Below are 21,920 nucleotides of genomic sequence, written 5' to 3' on the forward strand. Positions count from 1 at the left end.
ATAGGGGTGAAATGATGAACGCATTAGAAATAAAAAACTTAACGAAAAAATTTGGTGATTTCATCGCAGTTGATAATATGTCTTTATCTGTCGCACAAGGAGAAATATTTGGATTTTTAGGTTCAAATGGTGCTGGTAAAAGTACAACAATTAATATGATTGCTGGATTGCTAAGAAGTAACGAAGGTGAGATTAATATATTGGGGAAAAATAGTAAGAAGCATAACCGATTTGCAAAAATGAACATCGGTATTGTCCCACAAGATATAGCAATTTACGAGGAGTTAACCGCCTATGAAAATGTAAAATTCTTTGCGGGATTATATGGATTACGAGGAGCTGAATTGAAAGCGAGAGTAGAAGAAGCGCTCCAGTTTGTAGGCCTCAGTGATAAGTATAAAAGCTATCCGAAAAATTTTTCTGGTGGAATGAAACGAAGACTCAACATTGCTTGTGCGATTGCGCATCGTCCGAAATTAATTATTATGGATGAGCCGACAGTAGGGATTGATCCACAGTCAAGAAACTACATTCTCCAGTCCGTACGAAAATTAAATGAAATGGGTAGCACGATCATTTATACAAGTCACTATATGGAGGAAGTAGAAGAGATTTGTACGAAAATTGCGATTGTTGATCACGGAAAGATTATTGCGGAAGGAACGAAAGAACAGTTAAAAGCGATTATTACTGATACGAAAGATATTTGGATTGAAGTAAAATCACTTGAAAATATGGATGTGAACCAACTAAAAGAAATTAGCGGGGTTAAAGCTGTTCAAATAGAAGAAAACGTAATTAAAGTGAATTCCGATACAGGAGTGAACAATTTAAATAAAATTATTCAATATTTTATTAGTCATGATATAGAAATACGATCAGTAGAAGAACAGGCACCCAACTTAGAAACAGTGTTTCTGACGTTAACGGGGAGAAAATTACGAGACTAACAAGATTAAGAGTGAATAGAAAAGGAGGTTCATCGCTTGAACATCTTCAATATTGCTATCATGCAAATTAAAAGAGATTTTCGAGATATAAGAACATTAGTTTTTATGTTAGCATTCCCAATTGTACTTATGCTAGTCTTGGGAACAGCTTTAACAAATGCATTTAATAGTGACAGTCTTTCTATTAAAAATATAAAGGTATTATATAAAGATGAAACTAATAGTCAGTTTTCACAGGCCTTTGAAGCATTTATAAAAGAAACAGATAAATCTGGAATTCACTTTAAAAAGGCTTCAACCGATGTAGATGGAAAAGAAGAAGTGAAACAAAATGAATATGCTGGCTATGTAGAAATGAATCAAGATGGCGTGAAGTTATATGAGAGTGATCGAAATAGTATTGAAGGAAGTATTGTTGAGGGGATGCTTACTACATTTGTCGATAAGTATAACGTAGCAGTAGAGGTTGCGAAAGTAGATCCTGGAAAAGTTAGTACAGTTATTTCGAGTGGAAATCATGATGATTATATAAAAGAGACATCTTTACAAGCGGCTAAAAAACCAAGTTCTATGGATTATTATGCGGTTGTGATGACGACGATGATTGCCCTGTATGGAGCGATGGGAGCGAGTTATCTTATTCGCGGAGAGCGATTACGAAAAACGGGAGATCGTTTAATTGCTGCACCTGTTAGTAAAGCGGAAATCTTCGTTGGGAAAATACTCGGTAGTCTTGTAGTAAATGCACTTTGTCTTCTTCTTGTCATTGTCTTTAGTAAATTTGTTTATGGGGCAAATTGGGGGGAACATCTTGGAGTAGTTTTTCTGATTTTACTAACAGAAGTATTCCTTGCAATTAGCTTCGGATTAGGGATTGGATATATTACGAAAACAGGTGAGGCATCTAAGGCGATCATTATGGTTGTTGTACAATTAGCTTCTATTTTTGGAGGGGCGTATTTCGTAGTCGAAGAAAATGTGCTTACAAATATGTCACCATTAACATGGACAAATACAGCGATTATGAAAATTATTTATGCGAATGATTTAGGGGCAGCACTTCCGGTAATTTCTTTAAATATTGGAATTTCAGCATTGTTTTTATTGATTGCGATTATCGCATTACGCAGACGGGAGGGGCTATAATATGAAAGATATTTTATGGCTCATACAAAAAACATTATCTGTGCTCTTAAAAAATAAAAAAGGGTTACTTATTATTATTGGATTACCAATAGCGGGATCACTCATTGCGTTTCTAATGTATGGAAATGCAGGACAAGGGACATTAAACATTGGGGTTGTAAATAATGAAAATCATTATATAGCAAATGATACCGTGAAATTTATAGAAGGATTAAATCATGTGAAAGTGAGTAAAATTAAGGAATCAGAAGTCGAGGAGAAACTTGCTTCGAAAAAACTTGATGCAGTGGTTACGTTAGATTCGGGTTTTTCAGAAAGTGTTCGAAATGGTAAACCGAGTCACATTCAAATTTCTTCAATTAAAGGTGCTCAAGTAACAGGATTTATAAAATCGTATTTGTATAATTATATTGATAATATCACTGCAATTAGTAAAGTAGCACAAGAAGATCAAAGTAAGTTTGAGAAGATGTATGCAAGTTATCAAAAAAACTCATTCAAGTTAACAGCTCATACGCTTAAGGATACTTCGAAAAATAAAGATATGACGAATCAAACAGTTGGTTATCTCATTATGTTTATGCTTTTTTCAGCGGTGAATTTCTCAGAATTAATTTTGAAAGAAAAAGAGAACAGAACGTATTTCAGGTTATTATCAACACCGATAGATGGAAAGAAATATATATTATCTAATGTTGCTGTTAATATGCTTATTTTAATCGTGCAAATTGTTGTAACAGTATTTTTTATGATCAATGTATTTCATATTGATATAAATATGCCTTTAATTGTTATGATTGGAGTACTGATGTTATTTGGCTTAGTCGCAATTGGTTTATCGTTAGCGATTGTATCTTTTGCGAAAAACTCAACTTCTGCGAATGCAATGCAAAATATTATTATTACACCAACATGTTTGCTTGCCGGATGCTTCTTTCCATTTGAAATTATGCCAGCGTCTGTGCAAAACATTGCTGAATTTCTTCCACAGCGTTGGTTATTAGACACAATCACGAAATTACAGCAAGGGACGCAGTTCGCAGATTTATATTTAAACATTTTAATCTTATTTGCCTTTGCCATTGCCTTTTTCCTAATCGCAATTTATAAGTTTGGGCGTAATAACGATGCGAGGAATTTTATTTAATTCAAGATACAAAAGGGGTACAGTTTGATGCTGTATCCCTTTTATTCATAGGCTAGCTAAAGTATCCTTTGTAATATCGGTATACTTTTATACAAGACTTCATTGTGAGCTCCTTGCACAATATATTTGTCTCCGTCTAAAAGAAAAACACTATTCATAATGACATTTCCATCACCGCGTTTTGTAGTTATGTCTCCTATTACTTTGCCGTCCGTCCATTTTACTTTGGAATGAGATGAGGTTACTTGTAAATATTTAATCGTGTCTTCTCCATCCCCTGAGATTAGTGTGATATGAATATGTCTTCTATTTATTATATCTCTGTTTTGATTTAACTCATCGAGAAAGTGATTTTGTGTTGTCATTTGATTGTAAGGTATGAATTCGATAGAAGATTCGTTTTTCATAAATAAATAATTTCCATAATATTTACAAGGGATGATATCTTGTAACCCTTTAAAATAAGTATGAACTGCCTCGACCTTATTCATTTTATAAATATAACTTAAATAGTTAATATACTGCTCAATAAATAAATGAACGATATTTATTTTGGATGAAACATGTACAGGAAGTATTCCTTCAGTCCAGTAACTATAATTTGAAGGTGATCCGGCGTTTGGCGTACATAATATGATTAATTGATCAACATCATTGTGATACATATTACTTTGAACATAAGCCCGTGCAACAAGTCCACCCATACTATGACAAAGCAAATTTACTTTATTAGCTCCTGTTATTTGTTTAGCTAAAGTAATGGTTTTTGTTAAATAATTTTGAGCAGATTCTTTCATTCTTTGCCGCCAATCATAGAACGAAATAAATAGATTTTTATTTCTTTGATACCCCATACTTTCTAACATCATAATAAAAGGCTCATATACAAATGCGGAGATTCCAAAATTCCAATCGCCTGTGCCGGGAATAATGATATTACTCATAGAACCAAAAAGTCCTGGCACAAAGACGATAGGTGTTTGTATTTTAAGATTTTTCATATTTCCCTCCTCGTATGTATAAATGATAGTAAAAAAATATAAAACTGCATGTAAACGAGCATTAAAAATAATTTCTGTTGAAATACTACGTAGAGACAATTATTTTGTGCGGAAGGAAAACGAAATGGTGAAAAAGATACTTCGAATTATTTCTATTATTATTGCTATATTAGCTTTTCTTCTTATTTGGATGCACTTTGATGTAACATTAGGAAGAAAAATCGAAGCAAAAAAAAATCAATCTAAAGAATATGAACTTCACTATAGTGATTTCCAATTATATGATGAGGGGAAATCCTTATATGAGCAGCTATTTTCGGATATAAAAGAAGCGAAATATTCCATTTTCACTTATTTTTATATTATTTCAGATGATAAAAGTAGTCATTCTTTTTTAAATTTGTTAAAAGAAAAAGCAAAAGAAGGTGTACAAGTATACCTATCAGTTGATTGGATTAATGATTTATCTTTCGAAAGAAAAATGAAAAATGAATTACAAGCGAGTGGTGTTCATTTTACATATAGTAGAAAACCTGAATTTCCATTCTTTTTTTATTCATTACATCATCGGAATCACCGCCGGATTACAACAATCGATGGGAAAATAGGATATAGCGGTGGTTTCAATATAGGTGATGAATACTTAGGAAAAGACAAGCGTTTTGGATATTGGCGAGATTATCATATACGAATACAAGGAGAAGGAGTGAAAGATTTAGAAGAACAGTTTGTATCAGACTGGAAACGAGATACTTCTGAAGGAATAATAAGCATTTCTAAACAGAATGTCCCAGGAAAAACGTTACATACACTGTCTTGTTATAATGGTCATGATGTGATAAAAAAGTACATCGAATTAATAAAGCAGGCAAAGCAATCTATCGTTATTGCCACACCGTATTTTATACCAAAAGATGAAAAGCTTATGAATGCTTTAATTCAAGCGAGGCAGCGTGGCGTTTCCGTTAAAGTACTTTGGTCATTCAAGCCAGATATTCCTCTTATAAAAGAGGCGGCATATCCTTATATTCGTAAAGCTATCGAGAATGGCATTTCTGTATACGGATATAAAAAAGGAATGTTTCATGGAAAAGCTATGGTATTTGATAATGAAACAATCGTTATAGGAACAACAAATTTTACTTCGCGTAGCTTTCGTATTAATGACGAGATGAATTTCTATATAAAGGGTGGTCCTATTCTTCAACAAGTAAATAAGACATTAGCACAAGATTTTCAAGATTCAAAAGAAATGACGATATCATTCTTTAATAAGTTATCCTTTTTAGATCGGTGCAAAGAACGAATAGCATGGTTGTTTAATTATTATTTATAGGAGCAGAAATATGGATGAGAAAAAATGCGGCGTAATGCGGCATTTTTTCTCATTCATAATAATTACTCGAGTAATGAAAACATATTTTTACAACATATATTTAAGGTGATAAACTAAAACGGCAGAGAGGAAATATTTTCCGTTAATTTAGGGAAATATGTGGTGAGATTTCGTGGGGAGGAATTATAGTGAAACGTCAAACTGTTATTCGTGAGATTGCAGAGCATATATGTATGCTTCAACCCAATCATCCTGTAAGAGTAGGGGTTAGCGGGATTACAGCTTCAGGGAAAACAACATTTGCAAATGAATTGGCGAAAGAAATTCAAAATCAAGGAAGAAAAGTAATTCGAACAAGTATAGATCATTTCCATCATCCAAGGGCAGTTAGATATTCACAAGGGAAGGAATCAGCGAAAGGATATTATGAGGATGCTCATGATTATAAAGCAATTTCTGAACGATTATTAATGCCATTAGGGCCAAATGGTACGATGCGCTATGAAATACAATCACATGATTTAGAGACGGATATGTATATTCATTCAGAACCAATATTGGCTTCAAAAGATACGATATTTATAGTAGATGGAACATTTTTATTTAAGCAAGAGCTGAAACAGTTGTTTGATTATAAAATATTTGTAGAAACAGATTTTCAGATTGCTAGAGAACGTGGTTCTAAGCGAGAGGCGCAAGCTTTTGGAAGTGAAGAGAAGGCTGAGGAAATGTTTTTACAGAGATACCATGCTGCTTGTCACATGTACATAGAAGAGCACGCACCAAAGGAATGTGCGGATTCAATTGTGTTCAATAATAATATAGAAGAACCGGTAGTTGTATTTAACAATTTGTGATTGTAGTGTTATAAACTATAGAAATTGAAAAACTGACATAAAATCCCCTTTCTTTTTAGGTGAGCGAGAGCATCTGGCCATGCATAGAAGCGACTTATAAGTTGAAAAATCAAAATGTATATATGTTTTCGTTTCTTATTATAGAAAGTATAAGGTGCGGCATAATACTGCACCTTATTATGTGTTCATAATTACGTTCGGATTTTTTCTGAAATGGGTTAGTCTTCATCCTCAAGTTTTGTTAACTCATGGCTGATTAAAGTGCCGATATGTTCTCCTAAGCAAATTTTTTTCATCACTCCTGGTTCATCAAAGTTAAAGATATGGACGGGTAAATGATAGTCACGAGCAAGTAGCAATGCTGATTGGTCCATTACTTTTATATTATTTGGAACGACGTCGTTATAGTTTAAATGGTGATACATTTTTGCTGATTTATTCCGTTTGGGGTCACTTGTGAAGACACCATCTACGCCTTGCTTTGCGACTAGAATCGCATCGCTATTCATTTCGATTGCTCGTTGTACACTTGGATAATCTGTTGTAACAAAGGGCTGGCCATTTCCGCCTCCAAAAATAACAATATATCCGTTATCTAAATGATGGATAGCTCGTAAATGAATGTAGGGTTCGGCGACGGTAGTAATAGGAATAGATGTCATGACGCGAACGTCTTTATCTGTTTTCCCTTTTAGTACACCGCGTAACATTAAGCTATTAATAATTGTTCCTAATGTACCTATATTGTCTGCCTCTACGCGATCAATTCCCCAGTTTTCAGCCAAATTCCCTTTGAAAATGTTACCTCCACCCACGACAATTGAAACTTCAATTCCAAAATCGACAATAGATAAAATTTCAGTTGCGATATGCTCTAAATGTTTAGAACCAAAACTGTTTCCATCTTGATCGGCGAGAGCACCTCCACTTAGTTTTAGCAGTACTCGCTTATATGGCTTCATCCTTGTTCCTCCTTTTTATTCCGCTATTCGCGGGCAGTAAGACTCCCACCTTAGGATGCAGAGAGGATCGTTGTCCAGCTCTAGCGGCTAGAATCTCCGGTCGTTTCGCCCCCTCGGACGAGGCAAAAAGCGCCTCTCTGTCGGGTGCTCCAACGTCCTGCGATTCTGGGCGAGCCGCTTCCGCTTTTCTACAGAAGATAGGTGGGGGATAACTGCCCGTAAAAGCCCGATTGGTGAGAGCTTTCCATCAGTGGGGGATGAAGAAAACCCCCACTGATGGAAGTTTCACTTTATAACACTAAAAAAGGAGCGAAGGCGAATGCCTTTGCTCCTTTAAGAGAAAATGAAACGGAAAAGAAAGGTTTATAATGAAAGTCATTGTATGTCTATTCATAACATCTCCTCCTTTTCGTTTCAGTTTTTAATAGATGTACTTTTTAGATTATACAAAATAATCTGCTATTTTATCAAACTAATTTTTTAGTTGTATACTGAAAACGGCATCAATGAACATTTTAAGAAAAATTTTCGAAAGTTTTGTGACAAACTTGTAGATTTTTGTCTGATTTTGTAGGTTCATCTATATTATGTGAGTAAGCTTTTATACATTCAAATTGAAAGCGTTCGCATGAAAGGGATGAAATACATGAAAAAATTCGGATTAGCTACACAAATTTTGGTAGCACTTATTTTAGGGGTTGTAGTAGGGGCAATCTTTTCTGGTAATAAAACCGCTATCTCTTATATTCAACCGCTTGGAGATATTTTTATTCATTTAATTAAGATGATTGTTGTTCCAATTGTTATTTCTGCACTTGTTGTAGCAGTAGCTGGTGTAGGCGATATGAAAAAGCTCGGCAAATTAGGCGGAAAGACAATACTCTATTTTGAAATTGTTACAACGATTGCAATTTTAATGGGTTTAATCGCAGCAAACGTGTTCCATCCGGGAACGGGCGTTGATATGAGCCATTTGCAGCATAGTGATATTTCATCATACCAAGCATCGGCTGAGGCAACGGAGAAAAAAGGCTTTGCAGATACAATTACTCATATTGTGCCAACAAACGTGTTTGATTCGCTTGCGAAAGGGGATTTATTGCCGATTATTTTCTTCTCAGTTTTATTCGGCTTAGGGGTTGCTGCAATTGGGGAAAAAGGCAAACCAGTTTTTAACTTCTTTGAAGGTGTATTAGAAGCGATGTTTTGGGTGACAAATCAAGTTATGAAACTTGCTCCGGTTGGCGTATTTGCACTTATTGCTGTAACGGTTGCGAAATTTGGAGTAGGTACGCTGCTTCCGCTAGGAAAATTAGTGCTTGCCGTTTATGCAACAGTTATTTTATTTGTTATTGTTGTATTAGGTATAAATGCAAAAATGGTGGGAGTAAATATCTTCACCTTAATGAAAATTTTAAAAGAAGAATTAATTCTTTCCTTTACAACAGCAAGTTCAGAAGCGGTTTTACCAAATCTTATGCGAAAAATGGAAGAGTTCGGCTGTCCGAAGGCTATTGCTTCTTTCGTTATACCAACTGGTTATACATTTAACTTAACTGGATCAGCTATTTATCAAGCGTTGGCAGCACTATTTGTAGCACAAATGTATAATGTACACATGTCATTGACGGAGCAAATTACATTGTTATTTGTTCTCATGTTAACATCTAAAGGAATGGCTGGTGTTCCTGGTGCTTCCTTTGTTGTTGTATTGGCAACGTTAGGTTCTATGGGACTTCCAGTAGAAGGAATTGCTTTAATTGCTGGTATTGACCGCATTTTAGATATGATTCGCACGACTGTCAATGTATTAGGGAATGCATTAGCAGCGATTGTCATGTCGAAATGGGAAGGTGAATTCGATCAAGAGAAAGCGAAGAATTATCTAGAAACTGTAAACACAACAGAAGCAGCGTAAAAAGCAAAATTTTAATCAGTGAGGGATTTTTTATCTCTCGCTCATTATTCGTTGAACGAATCGGATCTTTATGAGTAGTATATCTCTTGCCCAATTTTTTATTTATTACAAAGTTTTGAGGCATAGGAATCATTGTTGGTTAATGAGGGACAAAATAGATTGAGGAGTGAACAAACATGGCAACAATAACTGAAGCTACAAAAGATGTACGAATTGAAAAAGACTTTTTAGGTGAGAAAGAAGTACCGGTGCATGCGTATTACGGTGTTCAAACGATGCGTGCGGTTGAAAACTTTCCGATTACAGGTTATAAAATTCATGAAGGATTAATTCAAGCATTGGCAGTCGTGAAAAAAGCGGCTGCACTTGCGAATACAGATATTGGACGATTAGAGTTAAAGAAAGGTACAGCAATTGCACAAGCAGCACAAGAGATTTTAGAAGGAAAATGGCATGAGCATTTCATCGTTGATCCGATTCAAGGAGGAGCAGGGACTTCTATGAATATGAACGCAAATGAAGTCATTGCCAATCGTGCCCTTGAATTATTAGAAATGGAAAAGGGAGACTATCATTATATTAGCCCAAATAGTCATGTAAATATGGCACAATCAACAAATGATGCATTCCCAACAGCAATTCATATTGCAACATTAAATTCGTTAGAAGAATTATTAAAAACAATGGGATATATGCATGATATATTTGAATTGAAAGCGGAACAATTTGATCATGTAATTAAAATGGGACGCACGCATTTGCAAGATGCTGTACCAATTCGTCTTGGACAAGAGTTTAAAGCGTATGCTCGTGTACTTGGTCGTGACATGAAGCGTATCGAGCAATCTCGTCAACATTTATATGAAGTAAATATGGGAGCAACAGCTGTTGGTACAGGGTTAAATGCAGATCCACAATATATTGAGGCTGTAGTAAAACACTTGGCAGCTATTAGTGGACTTCCTCTTGTTGGAGCGGAAGATTTAGTAGATGCAACGCAAAATACAGACGCTTATACAGAAGTATCAGCTGCACTGAAAGTATGTATGATGAATATGTCTAAAATTGCAAATGACTTGCGCTTAATGGCATCTGGTCCACGCGTTGGATTAGGTGAAATTATGCTTCCAGCTCGTCAGCCTGGTTCTTCTATTATGCCAGGAAAAGTAAATCCTGTAATGCCAGAAGTGATTAACCAAATTGCGTTCCAAGTAATTGGGAACGATCATACAATTTGTCTTGCTTCAGAAGCGGGTCAATTAGAGCTAAACGTAATGGAACCAGTACTTGTCTTTAACTTACTTCAATCTATCAGCATTATGAATAATGGATTCCGTGCCTTTACAGATAACTGTCTAAAAGGAATTGAAGCAAATGAAGGACGCTTAAAAGAGTATGTTGAGAAAAGCGTTGGTATTATTACAGCTGTAAATCCACATATTGGATATGAAGCAGCAGCCCGTCTAGCAAAAGAAGCAATTGCAACTGGTGAATCTGTTCGTGAACTTTGCTTGAAAAATGGTGTATTATCACAAGAAGAATTAGATTTAATTTTAGATCCATATGAAATGACGCACCCAGGAATTGCGGGAGCAGCTCTTTTAAAGAAAAATTAAAAGAGGGGGGGGACTTTCCCCCTTTTTTTGTTTACAATATAGAAATGTTATATAAATAAAGGTAGGGATTGTATGAGTAAGTTTATGGTTTCCTCAGATGGAACGTTAGAAACGACATTACGAGGAGTAGAAGTATTAGCAACACCACTTTTAAATAAGGGTGTCGCATTTACAGCAGAAGAAAGAGAAGAACTAGGATTAAAAGGCTTGTTACCACCAGCTGTGTTGACGTTAGATGAACAAGCGCGTCGTGCGTATGAGCAGTTTTGTTCACAACCTGATGATTTGTTAAAGAACGTATATTTAACAGCATTGCATGATCGTAATGAAGTATTATTTTATCGTTTGCTCACAGATCATTTGCGAGAAATGCTTCCAATTGTATACACACCAACTGTTGGTGTAGCGATTCAAAGATATAGTCATGAGTATCGTAAACCACGCGGTGTATATTTATCAATTGATGATCCAAGCGGCATTGAAGAAGCATTTGATAACATGGGTGCAACCGCAGAAAATATCGATTTAGTCGTTGTAACAGACGGTGAAGGTATTTTAGGAATTGGTGACTGGGGCGTAGGTGGTATTAATATTGCCATTGGTAAGCTAGCTGTTTATACAGCGGCAGTTGGTATCGATCCAAGCCGTGTATTACCTGTTATTTTAGATGTTGGTACAAATAATGAAGATTTATTAAATAATCCGTTTTATATTGGAAATCGCCATCCGCGTGTAACTGGAGAAGCGTATGATTCATTTATTGACTTATTTGTGAAGGCTGTATGTAACAAGTTTCCGAATGCATTACTACATTGGGAAGATTTTAGCTCACGAAATGCACGCAGAATTTTGGATAAATATCGCGATAATGTGTGTACATTTAATGATGATATACAAGGAACAGGTGCTGTTTCACTTGCAGGAGTGTTATCAGCAGTGAAAGCTTCTGGTATTCCGCTTTGTGAACATCGCATTGTTGTCTTCGGTGCGGGTACTGCTGGAATTGGAATTGCAGATCAAGTACGTGATGCGATGGTTCGCTTAGGTTTATCAGAGGAAGAAGCAAGTCGCCGTTTTTGGTGTATTGACCGTTATGGTTTACTTACAGATAACATGGAGGATCTTCTTGATTTCCAACGTCCGTATGCGCGCGAAGAATCAGAAGTGAAAGAATGGAAGAAGGCTGAAACGATTGGTCTTGCTGAAGTTGTGAAACATGTACAACCGACTATTTTAATTGGTACATCAACAGTTGCTGGGGCATTTACAGAAGAAATTGTAAAAGAGATGGCAGCTCATGTAGAACGACCAATTATTTTACCAATGTCTAATCCGACACCTCTTGCAGAAGCGAAACCAGTAGATTTAATTTCTTGGACAGAAGGACGAGCACTTGTTGCGACAGGAAGTCCGTTTGAACCAGTTGTATATAATGGTGTTACTTATGTAATTGGACAGTCTAACAATGCGCTTATTTTCCCAGGTCTTGGCCTTGGTACAAATGTTGTTCGTGCTCGTGTGATGACGGATGGCATGTTTGCGGCAGCGGCAGAAGCAGTAGCGAGTATGGTAGATACAAGTCAGCCTGGTGCACCGATTCTTCCAGAAGTAGAAGAACTGCGTAATATTTCAGAGCTAGTTGCGATTGCAGTGGCAAAAGCGGCAGTTTCTGAAGGCGTAGCTCGTGAGGAATTAAATGATAACGATATCAGGAAGGCTGTTCAGGCTGCAATGTGGCAACCTGTTTATCGTCAAATAAAAGCAGCTGAAAAGGTAACAATATAGAAATAAAGCCCGTTTATATAATAAGCGGGCTTTCCTTATTATGTTTCAATATTACCAGTCAAGATAAGAATACTAAATAGTAGGAAGTGGCATATTTGAACTGGCGTCAATTATGGAAGAAAGATATTTCAATTTTAATCATTGCAATTTTGATTGTTCCGATAGCTGGAGAACTGAATTTTCATCCATTTAATGATACGTTTCGTGTTAGCTTTGGAACACCGCTTTTTTTCTTTTTATTATTATTTTTAAGGAAAATTCCAGCTGCTTTAGCAGGTATAATTGTTGGCGCAGCTGTTGTAACATTTCGTATTGTTCTTGACTGGATGTTACAAGGTTCTTTTCATTTTTCAGACTCCTTTTCTATGCGTTATCCAGTATTTTTTTATTATTCCGTTTATGGAAGTCTTTTTTCATTATGTAAAGTAAACAGATTTCATCAAAAACCATTTCTCATTGGATGTTTTGGGATAACGATTGAAATTATTTCGAGTATGTCAGAACTTGCTTTTTATCACGTTTTTGTGCTTGGTACGATGATTACTGTTTCAGAAGTTAATAAAATTATTATTATTGCTATTTTTCGGAGCTTTTTTGCTCTCGGTTTTTTAAATATGATGAATTTATATGAAACAAAATTAAAAGAAGCTCAGGTTCGGAAAGAAAATGAAAAGATGTTTATGCATCTTTCTAATTTATATGTGGAATCTGTTCATTTGAAGAAAACACTGCAAGATGCGGAAATGATTACACAAGAAGCGTATCAACTATATCGGAACTTACAACAGAAAAAAGTAGGAAATACTGAAAATGATATAGAGGCGTGTAGTAAAAGGGCGCTGAAAATTGCAGGGGAAGTACACGAAATAAAAAAAGATAATCAAAGAATTTTTGCGGGATTATCCAAACTTCTTTTAGATAAAAATCTTTCAGAGTACATAAATGGAAATGAACTAGTAGAAATGATTATAAGAATTAACGAGAAGTATGCACAGTTATTAGAGAAAGAAATATCATTTTCTAAACATTTAGAAGGGGAACATTCGCAGTATCATGTATACACTGTTTTGTCGATTTTAAATAATTTAGTTGCTAATGCTGTAGAAGCAATTGATGGTACTGGTGCCATTAAGATTCATATAAAGAAGAGAGATGCATTCGTCATATTTGAAGTGATGGATAATGGTCCGGGGATCCCGGCGAAATATAAGGAGCTAGTGTTTAAGCCTGCTTTTACCTCGAAGTATGATAAAACAGGAACGCCATCAACAGGAATTGGGCTATCTTATATAAAAGAGATGGTGACGGAACTTGAGGGAGAGGTTATACTACAAGACGGAGACAATGAAAAAGGTTGCAAGTTTATTGTGAGACTGCCGGAATCTAGTCTGACTAAGGAAGGATGAGGGGGATGTTTTATTACATCATAGATGATGACGAAGTATTTCGTTCTATGCTATCACAAATCATTGAAGATGAAGACCTTGGAGAAATAGTGGGAGAGGAAGAAGATGGTGCTTTCATAGAAGGAGATCAGTTAAATTTTAAGAAAGTAGATATATTATTTATTGACTTATTAATGCCAATACGAGATGGAATTGAAACTGTTCGCAACATTATACCGTCGTTTTCAGGGAAAGTGATTATGATCTCTCAAGTAGAATCGAAGCAATTAATAGGTGAAGCCTATTCCCTTGGGGTTGAATATTATATTACAAAGCCTCTTAATAAAATTGAGGTTGTATCAGTTGTACGAAAAGTGATAGAGCGTATTCGTTTAGAACGATCGATTCAAGATATTCAAAAATCACTGAATAATGTATTTCAGTGGGAGAAGCCTGGATTACGAAGTGAACCACAGTTAGAAGAGAAAAAAATTATTGATTCGGGTCAATATTTATTATCGGAACTCGGAATTGCCGGAGAAAACGGAAGTAAAGATTTACTGAGTATGTTGGAATATTTATTTACGCAAGAAAAGAAAGAAACCTTTGAGTATGGATTCCCAGCATTAAAAGATATTTTTCACAATATTACTGTTAAAAAATTAGGAGAAATGGCTGCAGAAGTGGAGATTGATAAAGAAAGAAAAGCTTCTGAACAACGTGTACGCCGAGCGATTTATCAGTCATTAAATCACTTAGCTTCTCTCGGTTTAACAGATTTTTCAAATCCGAAGTTTGAAAGCTATGCTCCAAAATTTTTTGATTTTACAATTGTACGAAAACGGATGACAGAGCTGACGAAGGATGAAATTGCCTCATCTGGACAAACGAGAATTAACACGAAAAAATTTATTCAAGTGTTATATTTTGAAGCGAAGCGGTTGACCGAAGTAGACTAAAATGAATACTGTTCTGAGAAAGAACGCTGAAAGAAAAGATGTTTGCTCGTTTGTAGCAAACATCTTTGTGTATACATAATAATTATATAGAGATAATAAAGTCGTTTAATTCTCAGCTGAAAAAGTCAGAGCCTTCCTTCAATTTTTTATGTAGCAAAGCTCTTTAAAGTTAGCCCTCCAAAAGAAAATAGGGATTTTTTGTTTTGGTTTTACTCAAGAAGGACTAACAGCTTAAATAGATAGATTAATAAACTATTTTAAACATCTAGGTTTTTATTCTCCATTGTATTTAAAATAATTTTTTTAAGTTGTGTTGGATTGTCAGAGCGAATAGCTATTTGTGAATATTCTTTTTGAATTCCCATGAATAGTGTTACTCTTACAGGTTTTTTCATTTTTAAAATCATATGTGGGTAAACTTTTTCAAAATCTCGCACAATAAAATCAATGGTATCTTTTGATAACTTATTTTCTAGAATCGCTGGATCTTCGATAATACACTCAATATTTTCAAATTGAATTTCTGTACGTTTTAATAATCCAAGAGAGAGAAACATAGATCTATTGTTTATATAAATCGGATTTAATCGAATAGCTTGGATATCTGCTAAGAAAAAAATTACAGAATAAATATTAAGAACTAATAAGATGATCGAAATAACTATCGATTTATCATGAAGCCACCAATGGAAACCTAATGTTTCAATAACAATTGCATGAATCATCATGATTTGAAATGCAATGTAACTTGAGTTTTTATACAGTGTTATACCTGTAAGAGGAGTCTTTTTCCAACTGAAGAAAGCATAATAAAACATCATCGCCTCTGAACAAATCACATGAATAATTGAATTTTTCTGTACATATTCATCAACTGCATGTGGGAACGAAAAAACTACCGATAATGCGCTCATTTTCACCTTTCTCGTGATTTTTGGCATGTAACGAACAAATGTAACAATTAATATAACTTCAAAGATGATTAGCGCAGCCTCTATTACAATTCCAGTCCAAGTAATAACTATAAAGGGTTCTAAAAGATGATTGGGAATTAGAAACCTAGCTAATATACATCCTGCCGCTGATAAAATAATAGCTGTTTTTACAGAAAACTTCTTGCTATACAACATAAAGAATAAAGGCAGCATAATAATTAGGTCAAATAATGACCCTAATACTACCATATTTGTTTCTGATGGGAGAAGATTATTTCCTGTGTGCGTGTGATAGAGCATATAATTACTACATAAAATAGCGAAAAGCAATAATAACCAAATATACTTTCCTCTTTTAATCACATACATAGATTATCCCCCTTTTACAATCGTATTTAATTTTTCGAGTATACGGACCAAATGTTTCAAGTCCTCTAAGGGCAGCTGTCCATAAACATTGTGATTGATTTCATCTTCGAGCATTTGCAATTCTTCGAAATACCGCTCGCCATTCATCGCCAATTTTAATATGATTTCACGACGGTTTTCTTTATTAATACTACGTGTAATGTATTCTTTTGTTTCTAATTTATTAAGAATTTGACTAACTGCACTCATTGAAATATTTAGTTGGATAGCTAACTCCTTCGGTGAAGTGACACCCATCTGGATTAGCTCTAATAATAAAACTTGCTTAGCTGTAAGTTGATCATCAATTTTATGCTCAAATCTACTTGCTAATTGAACGTTTAAATGATTTTGTAAACTATTAATTTGTTGAATAAGATCGTTTTTCATGCTTAAACCACCTCGCTTAATAATTAAGTTAACTTAATTATAAAACAAACTTAATTAAAAGTACATAGAATGAACAATAAAAACCCGAATACTCTGAAATTAATTCTATGATAATTAGAAAAAGCCGGCACTAGTAAAATTTTAGTGACGACTTCCGCTTTTAAAGAAGTTTCAGATTTTTAACAACTTTGTTATTTAGTTACTAATATAAGCCCATTTATAACTATATACTCCAGCAAAAGGTCGAATACAAACATCTTTCACAAATGGTCGTTCCAGATACACAAGTCCAGCCTGATAAATGGGAGCAATGGCTGTATCATCTTCTATGAGAATTTTTTCGGCATCTTGGAAAGCCTTCCAGCGAGCAGGTAAATCTGTTAGGAGGGAAGAACCAGCATTATGGATAAGCTCGTCGTATTTTGGATTGGAATAGTTCATCCGGTTAAATGAGCTACCTGTTATAAACATATCTAAGAATGTCATTGGGTCTGGATAATCAGCCCCCCATCCAGACAGAGAAATCTCGTAATCTCCTTTAGATTCACGCTCTAAATATACTTTAACAGGAAGTTGCGTTAATGTAATGTTTAGTCCTGGTAAATTCTTTTCAAGTTCGCCTTTTAAAAATTCGCTAATCTTTTTATCATTCGAATCATCAGTGCTTAAAATTTCTAATGATATAGTTTGGATACTTAATTCCTTTTTAGCAAGTTCCCATAATTTTTTTGCTTCTGTAACATTTGTCTCTATTTTTACATTACTTGTACTGCGAAAATCTTTGTTATCAGGTCCTTTTACAAATCCTTGTGGAATGAGTGCATTGGCTGGAATAGAACCATTGTTTAAAATTGTATTAGCAACGCCTTTTTTATCAAAAGCTAAGCTAATGGCTTTTCGCGCATTTTTATTTGCAAGAACTTGATTTTTTTGATTGAAACGGAAGAAAACTGTTGTTGGTCGTGCTAATTTTTTTAAGCTATCACTATCTTTGTATTTATCTACGAATTCAGCGTTAATAGTTGCTCGGTCTACTTGTTTTGCTTCAAATAGATTGACGGCTGTTGAAATATCTTTGACGATATGAGCATTAATTTCTTCTAGTTTTACGTTTTTGTTATCCCAGTAATTTGGATTTTTCATCATTTTGTATCCTTGTTCATGTTTCCATTCACTTAGTACGAATGGTCCGTTATAGATTGCATTTTTCGCTTCTAATCCAAAATTTTTTCCTTGTGATTCTACGAATTTTTGATTTAAAGGATAAAACGTAGCAAATCCCATTAACCCAAGGAAGTACGGTACAGGATGCTCAAGCTGAACTTCTAATGTTTTGTTATCAAGTGCTTTTACACCTAATTCATCTAAAGGAAGTTCTTTTTTATTAATTTTTTTCGCATTTTTAATATCAAATAGAATTTGTGCATATTCTGAAGCTGTTTCAGGATTTACAGCACGTTTCCATGCATACACAAAATCATGAGCTGTTACAGGATCGCCGTTTGACCATTTTGTATCACGCAATTTAAATGTATAGGTTAATCCATCTTTACTTAATGTATGAGATTCTGCAGCTCCAGGTACCGGTTTTCCCTCAAGACCAGGCATGTATAAGCCTTCCATGACGTTATTGAGAGCGCCAAAGGATAAGCCATCCGATGCAATTGAAGAATCTAAAGTGGAGATTTCACCTGATTCTACAATATTTAAAATTTGTTTTCTTTCTTCTTTCGTGTTAGTAGTGGCTGTTTTTGATTTGTTTTGATTGCATGCTGATAAGATAATGGAAAGTATAAGAATTAGAACAATGGAAAGCTTTATTTTTGGTTTAGCTTGCATTTTTCACCCTCCTTTTTATTTGTCCATAAGTATAAATGTATATTTCTGAAAATTCAATAAAATAAACTCGGAATTAATAAAAGCTTATAGGAATTGTGTGATATAGTTCGTGCAGAGGAAAAGAAATGAACATGAAATATAGAAACGATTAAAATAAAGGATTACGATATTGTGCTTTAAATATAACTTGAAAATTTCTATAAGTGGTTCTGTCATATCGTCATCGAGTAAATAAAAAATTGTATTCACATCATAAAAAAGCTATTCTTTTGTATAAGTACTTACTAAAAGAATAGCTTTTTTCATAATATAGATTATCGTATTAATGAATTTTAAAAGTTGTCTTTTTACAATGAGTAACCACTTGTTTTGTTGTTTTAAATCTTTGCTTTTCTCCGCAAAATAAACCCACACAACATCTATATTACACTTACACGAAAGATACCAAGCGTAAATAGCAGTCCCTATCTTTCGGATTTGTCACCTGTATTACTGTTTGTCTTTGCGCCACCCGCTTTTTTAACACCTTTGCTTGTATAAGGTTTGGCACTCTTTTTTTTGTTGGCACTGGCTTTCCATCGGTTCCAGCCCTTACTGCCTGTTCCTCTACCTGTTCCACCTTTACCTTTAGCTTTACTCATATAATATAATCACTCCGTTATTATTGTATAGCAAATCTGTTTCCACAGTAGTCAATAAATCTTTAAAATAAAATTTGGGTTTATGACTTTTTCCTTTCCGACAGTTGCTCATAAAAATGAACAGCAGGATATAATAGTATATCATAACATGGACAGTAATGCGCAAAATCCTCAGGTTTATCCCGCTAATAGAAATCTTTTAAAGTAGAAAAAAGAGTCCTTCACAGTTAGGACTCTTTTAATTTTTGCTGATAGTAATGTGTTATGTAAAAGGTGTTTAATCTTGAATTTATTAATATTATACAATATTTTTTAGAAAATAGATTTTTGGTAATATTTCAAAAAAAGATTCTGCAAGAATAAAAGAATAGTTATAAAGTTAACTATATAAGGATTATTATATGCATTTGTGTGTGACAAACATTTAAGTATTGTTTTTCAAAAAATATATATATGAATTGTTATCTTTTAGTTTTACGTTGCATAAAAAGAAAAAAAAGTCCGAGATATGAAAAAATTTGTGATTATATTTATAGTTATGTCACACATTACATGATCAATTTGTCTTAAATATGGACGTGAAAAAAAAGTACATTTTATAGTCGTTTTTTCATTCTGAAGGTACCGAATTATTAAATTTTAAAAAACGTATTAGGGAGGTATAGAGATGAAAATTTTTCTTGCTGGTGCAACTGGTGTAATCGGACGTTCTTTAATTCCTATGTTAGTAAAAGAAGGTCATGAAGTATTTGGGATGATTCGTAATGACTCGCATGCAAGTGCAATTATAAAAATGGGTGCGAAGCCAGTGATGGCAGATGCATTAAATCGAGATGCTGTATTCGCTGCACTGGAAAAAAGTCAGCCAGATGTAGTGATTCATCAACTTACATCATTAAGTGGAGGAAGCTTGATTGATAATGCAAAAATAAGAGTTAAGGGAACAGAAAATCTTGTAGATGCTGCAAAAGCAGTGGGAGTTAGACGAATAATTGCACAAAGTATTTCATGGGCATATGAACCTGGAGACACGCCTGCTATAGAAGAAGAAATGTTGGACATTGCTGCTCCGTTTCCACGAAAAACGACGATAGAAGGCATTACGGCGTTAGAAGAAAAAGTGTCTCAAATGCCGGAATTTGTTATCATTCGTTACGGAACGCTTTATGGTCCGGGAACTTGGTATGCGAAAGACGGAATGATTGCTAATCAAGTACGACGACAAGAAATTGTAGCAACGGATGGCGTAGCTTCTTTTGTGCATGTAGATGATGCAGCCAGAGCTGCGCTGTTGGCACTAGAGTGGCCATCTGGCCCGGTTAACATTGTCGATGATAATCCTGCAACAGGAAATATTTGGTTACCTGTTTATGCTTCTGCAATTGGTGCGCCCCAACCTCTTCATCAAGCTGGTAATAATCGTGGTGAGCGCGGCGCATCCAATACAAAAGCTCGAAAGGAATATGGGTGGGAGCCCATTCATCCTTCTTGGTCTAATGGGTTTGAACATAATTTGTAGCATTTTTTTTATATAATTTTTGTCATAAGAAAGCTATTTTGGTAAGAGTGTTTTTTGAGAAATTTGCATAGGTATACCCTGGAAAGTTTTTTCTAGGGTATTTCTTATTTTATATTATGATAGATTTATTGATTAAAGGGTTTTGAGGAGGGACTACCATGGGACAAAATAGCTTGGACGTAAATGAATTATACAAACTGTACAGATTTTATTTTATTTCTATAGCGTACAAGATGCTCGGATCTATAAGTGATGCTGAAGATATTCTTCATGATACATTTATAAAACTGCAAATGAAAGAAGTGCAGTTAACAGATAGTAATAATATAAAGTCGTATGTAAGTAGAATGATTGTAAATCGTTGTATAAATGAACTAAAATCCAGCCGTAAAAAAAGAGAAACTTACGTTGGTACTTGGTTGCCAGAACCTATTGTGCAAGACGTACAATGGGACCCTTCGGAGAAAATCATTCAAGATGATCAACTATATTATACATTTGTTGTTCTTATGGAAAAACTCTCTGCTACAGAGCGATCCGTTTATGTCTTAAAAGAAGCATTAAATTTAAAACATAATGAAATCGCTGACTTACTAAATATTACGGAAATAAATTGCCGTAAAGTGTTTAGCCGTGCGAAGAAGAAAATGAATGTATCTTTCGATGAGGAGTATACACCATATGAAATTCAACAAGATCAAATTACTAGGTTTATTTCGGCCTTATCGCGAGGTAATGTTCAAGAAATCTCAGAAATTCTTACTAGCGATGTAACACTTATTGCAGATGGGGGAGGGAATGTCGCTACGGCTATTAATCAAATTATTAGTAAAAAACGTGTTCTGAGCTTGCTGTCGGCAATTGCTACTAAATTTTTTACAGGAAAAAAAGCACAAGCGGTGACAGTGAATAATCAGCCAGGGATTCTCATATTAAAGGATGAAGAGGTGGTTGGTGTTTTCAGTTTCGCATGGAAGCAAAATACGAATCAGATTGAGCAACTATTTTATGTTGTGAATCCTGATAAACTTAAGCATATTACTATACGTTAAAAGTATAGAGTTGCTCTAAAAGTTGTGAGATGACTGTTAGAGCAACTCTTATTTTGAATAAAAAATGTATTGTA

General features: G+C 34.6%; 18 protein-coding genes. 12 read left to right on the forward strand and 6 right to left on the reverse strand.

The genetic code is table 11. The features are described 5' to 3' along the window. The first annotated feature begins 14 nt into the window (after positions 1-14). From ACFQZ1_RS08195 to ACFQZ1_RS08205, 3 genes are read left to right on the forward strand one after another with little or no spacing between them, the layout of a single operon-like run. The gene (locus tag ACFQZ1_RS08195) at positions 15-950 is read left to right on the forward strand and encodes an ABC transporter ATP-binding protein (protein WP_377881633.1); all 936 of its coding nucleotides are present in this window, start codon (positions 15-17) and stop codon (positions 948-950) included. A 36-nt stretch (positions 951-986) separates the two neighbouring features. Continuing rightward, the gene (locus ACFQZ1_RS08200; RefSeq protein ID WP_377881634.1) at positions 987-2,096 is read left to right on the forward strand and encodes an ABC transporter permease; all 1,110 of its coding nucleotides are present in this window, start codon (positions 987-989) and stop codon (positions 2,094-2,096) included. Between the two features lies 1 nt (position 2,097). Further along, positions 2,098-3,243 carry an ABC transporter permease gene (locus ACFQZ1_RS08205; RefSeq protein WP_377881635.1) on the forward strand — a complete coding sequence of 382 codons (1,146 nt, stop codon included), beginning with the start codon at positions 2,098-2,100 and terminating at the stop codon, positions 3,241-3,243. A 56-nt stretch (positions 3,244-3,299) separates the two neighbouring features. On the opposite strand, the gene ACFQZ1_RS08210 is transcribed toward ACFQZ1_RS08205, so the two are convergent. Next, positions 3,300-4,244 (reverse strand): esterase/lipase family protein, encoded by a 945-nt coding sequence (locus ACFQZ1_RS08210; RefSeq protein ID WP_377881636.1) that lies wholly within the window; start codon positions 4,242-4,244, stop codon positions 3,300-3,302. Positions 4,245-4,368: 124 nt separating this feature from the next. Here ACFQZ1_RS08210 and ACFQZ1_RS08215 point away from each other — a divergent pair, with 124 nt between their 5' ends. Next, complete coding sequence (locus tag ACFQZ1_RS08215; RefSeq protein ID WP_377881637.1) at positions 4,369-5,580, forward strand: phospholipase D-like domain-containing protein; 1,212 nt, start codon at positions 4,369-4,371, stop codon at positions 5,578-5,580. Between the two features lie 188 nt (positions 5,581-5,768). Next, a complete protein-coding gene (locus ACFQZ1_RS08220; RefSeq protein ID WP_377881638.1) occupies positions 5,769-6,437 on the forward strand; it encodes a nucleoside/nucleotide kinase family protein in 669 nt (222 codons plus the stop codon). Positions 6,438-6,655: 218 nt separating this feature from the next. On the opposite strand, the gene pyrH is transcribed toward ACFQZ1_RS08220, so the two are convergent. Beyond that, complete coding sequence (gene pyrH / locus ACFQZ1_RS08225) at positions 6,656-7,399, reverse strand: UMP kinase (protein ID WP_377881639.1); 744 nt, start codon at positions 7,397-7,399, stop codon at positions 6,656-6,658. A gap of 646 nt (positions 7,400-8,045) precedes the next feature. Between pyrH and ACFQZ1_RS08230 the strand changes: the two genes are divergently transcribed. The 5 genes from ACFQZ1_RS08230 to ACFQZ1_RS08250 all read left to right on the forward strand — a co-directional run bounded on the left by ACFQZ1_RS08230 (position 8,046) and on the right by ACFQZ1_RS08250 (position 15,062). Continuing rightward, complete coding sequence (locus ACFQZ1_RS08230; RefSeq protein ID WP_377881640.1) at positions 8,046-9,317, forward strand: cation:dicarboxylate symporter family transporter; 1,272 nt, start codon at positions 8,046-8,048, stop codon at positions 9,315-9,317. 176 nt (positions 9,318-9,493) lie between these two features. Continuing rightward, entirely contained in the window at positions 9,494-10,933 is a 1,440-nt protein-coding gene (gene aspA / locus ACFQZ1_RS08235) for an aspartate ammonia-lyase (protein WP_377881641.1), read from the forward strand. A gap of 51 nt (positions 10,934-10,984) precedes the next feature. Further along, positions 10,985-12,718, forward strand: a complete 1,734-nt coding sequence (gene malS / locus ACFQZ1_RS08240; RefSeq protein ID WP_377881684.1) for an oxaloacetate-decarboxylating malate dehydrogenase — start codon at positions 10,985-10,987, stop codon at positions 12,716-12,718. Positions 12,719-12,813: 95 nt separating this feature from the next. Beyond that, positions 12,814-14,124: a sensor histidine kinase gene (locus ACFQZ1_RS08245; RefSeq protein WP_377881643.1), complete on the forward strand. Its 1,311-nt coding sequence runs from the start codon at positions 12,814-12,816 to the stop codon at positions 14,122-14,124. 5 nt (positions 14,125-14,129) lie between these two features. Then, a complete protein-coding gene (locus ACFQZ1_RS08250; RefSeq protein ID WP_377881644.1) occupies positions 14,130-15,062 on the forward strand; it encodes a response regulator in 933 nt (310 codons plus the stop codon). A 257-nt stretch (positions 15,063-15,319) separates the two neighbouring features. Here ACFQZ1_RS08250 and ACFQZ1_RS08255 read toward each other — a convergent pair whose 3' ends face one another. The 4 genes from ACFQZ1_RS08255 to ACFQZ1_RS08270 form a co-directional block, all read right to left on the reverse strand. Continuing rightward, entirely contained in the window at positions 15,320-16,366 is a 1,047-nt protein-coding gene (locus ACFQZ1_RS08255; protein WP_377881645.1) for a beta-carotene 15,15'-monooxygenase, read from the reverse strand. Between the two features lie 3 nt (positions 16,367-16,369). Further along, positions 16,370-16,795: a MarR family winged helix-turn-helix transcriptional regulator gene (locus ACFQZ1_RS08260; protein WP_377881646.1), complete on the reverse strand. Its 426-nt coding sequence runs from the start codon at positions 16,793-16,795 to the stop codon at positions 16,370-16,372. Positions 16,796-16,990: 195 nt separating this feature from the next. Beyond that, on the reverse strand, positions 16,991-18,634 hold the full coding sequence (locus tag ACFQZ1_RS08265; RefSeq protein WP_377881647.1) for a peptide ABC transporter substrate-binding protein: 1,644 nt from the start codon (positions 18,632-18,634) through the stop codon (positions 16,991-16,993). Positions 18,635-19,098: 464 nt separating this feature from the next. Then, positions 19,099-19,275 carry a DUF3934 family protein gene (locus ACFQZ1_RS08270; protein ID WP_020060606.1) on the reverse strand — a complete coding sequence of 59 codons (177 nt, stop codon included), beginning with the start codon at positions 19,273-19,275 and terminating at the stop codon, positions 19,099-19,101. 667 nt (positions 19,276-19,942) lie between these two features. Here ACFQZ1_RS08270 and ACFQZ1_RS08275 point away from each other — a divergent pair. Then, positions 19,943-20,794, forward strand: a complete 852-nt coding sequence (locus ACFQZ1_RS08275; protein ID WP_377881648.1) for an NAD-dependent epimerase/dehydratase family protein — start codon at positions 19,943-19,945, stop codon at positions 20,792-20,794. Positions 20,795-20,952: 158 nt separating this feature from the next. After that, entirely contained in the window at positions 20,953-21,846 is an 894-nt protein-coding gene (locus tag ACFQZ1_RS08280; RefSeq protein ID WP_377881649.1) for a sigma-70 family RNA polymerase sigma factor, read from the forward strand. The last annotated feature ends 74 nt before the right edge of the window (positions 21,847-21,920 follow it).

Source organism: Bacillus sp. CGMCC 1.60114, from assembly GCF_042676365.1.
Lineage (GTDB): Bacteria > Bacillota > Bacilli > Bacillales > Bacillaceae_G > Bacillus_A > Bacillus_A rhizoplanae_A.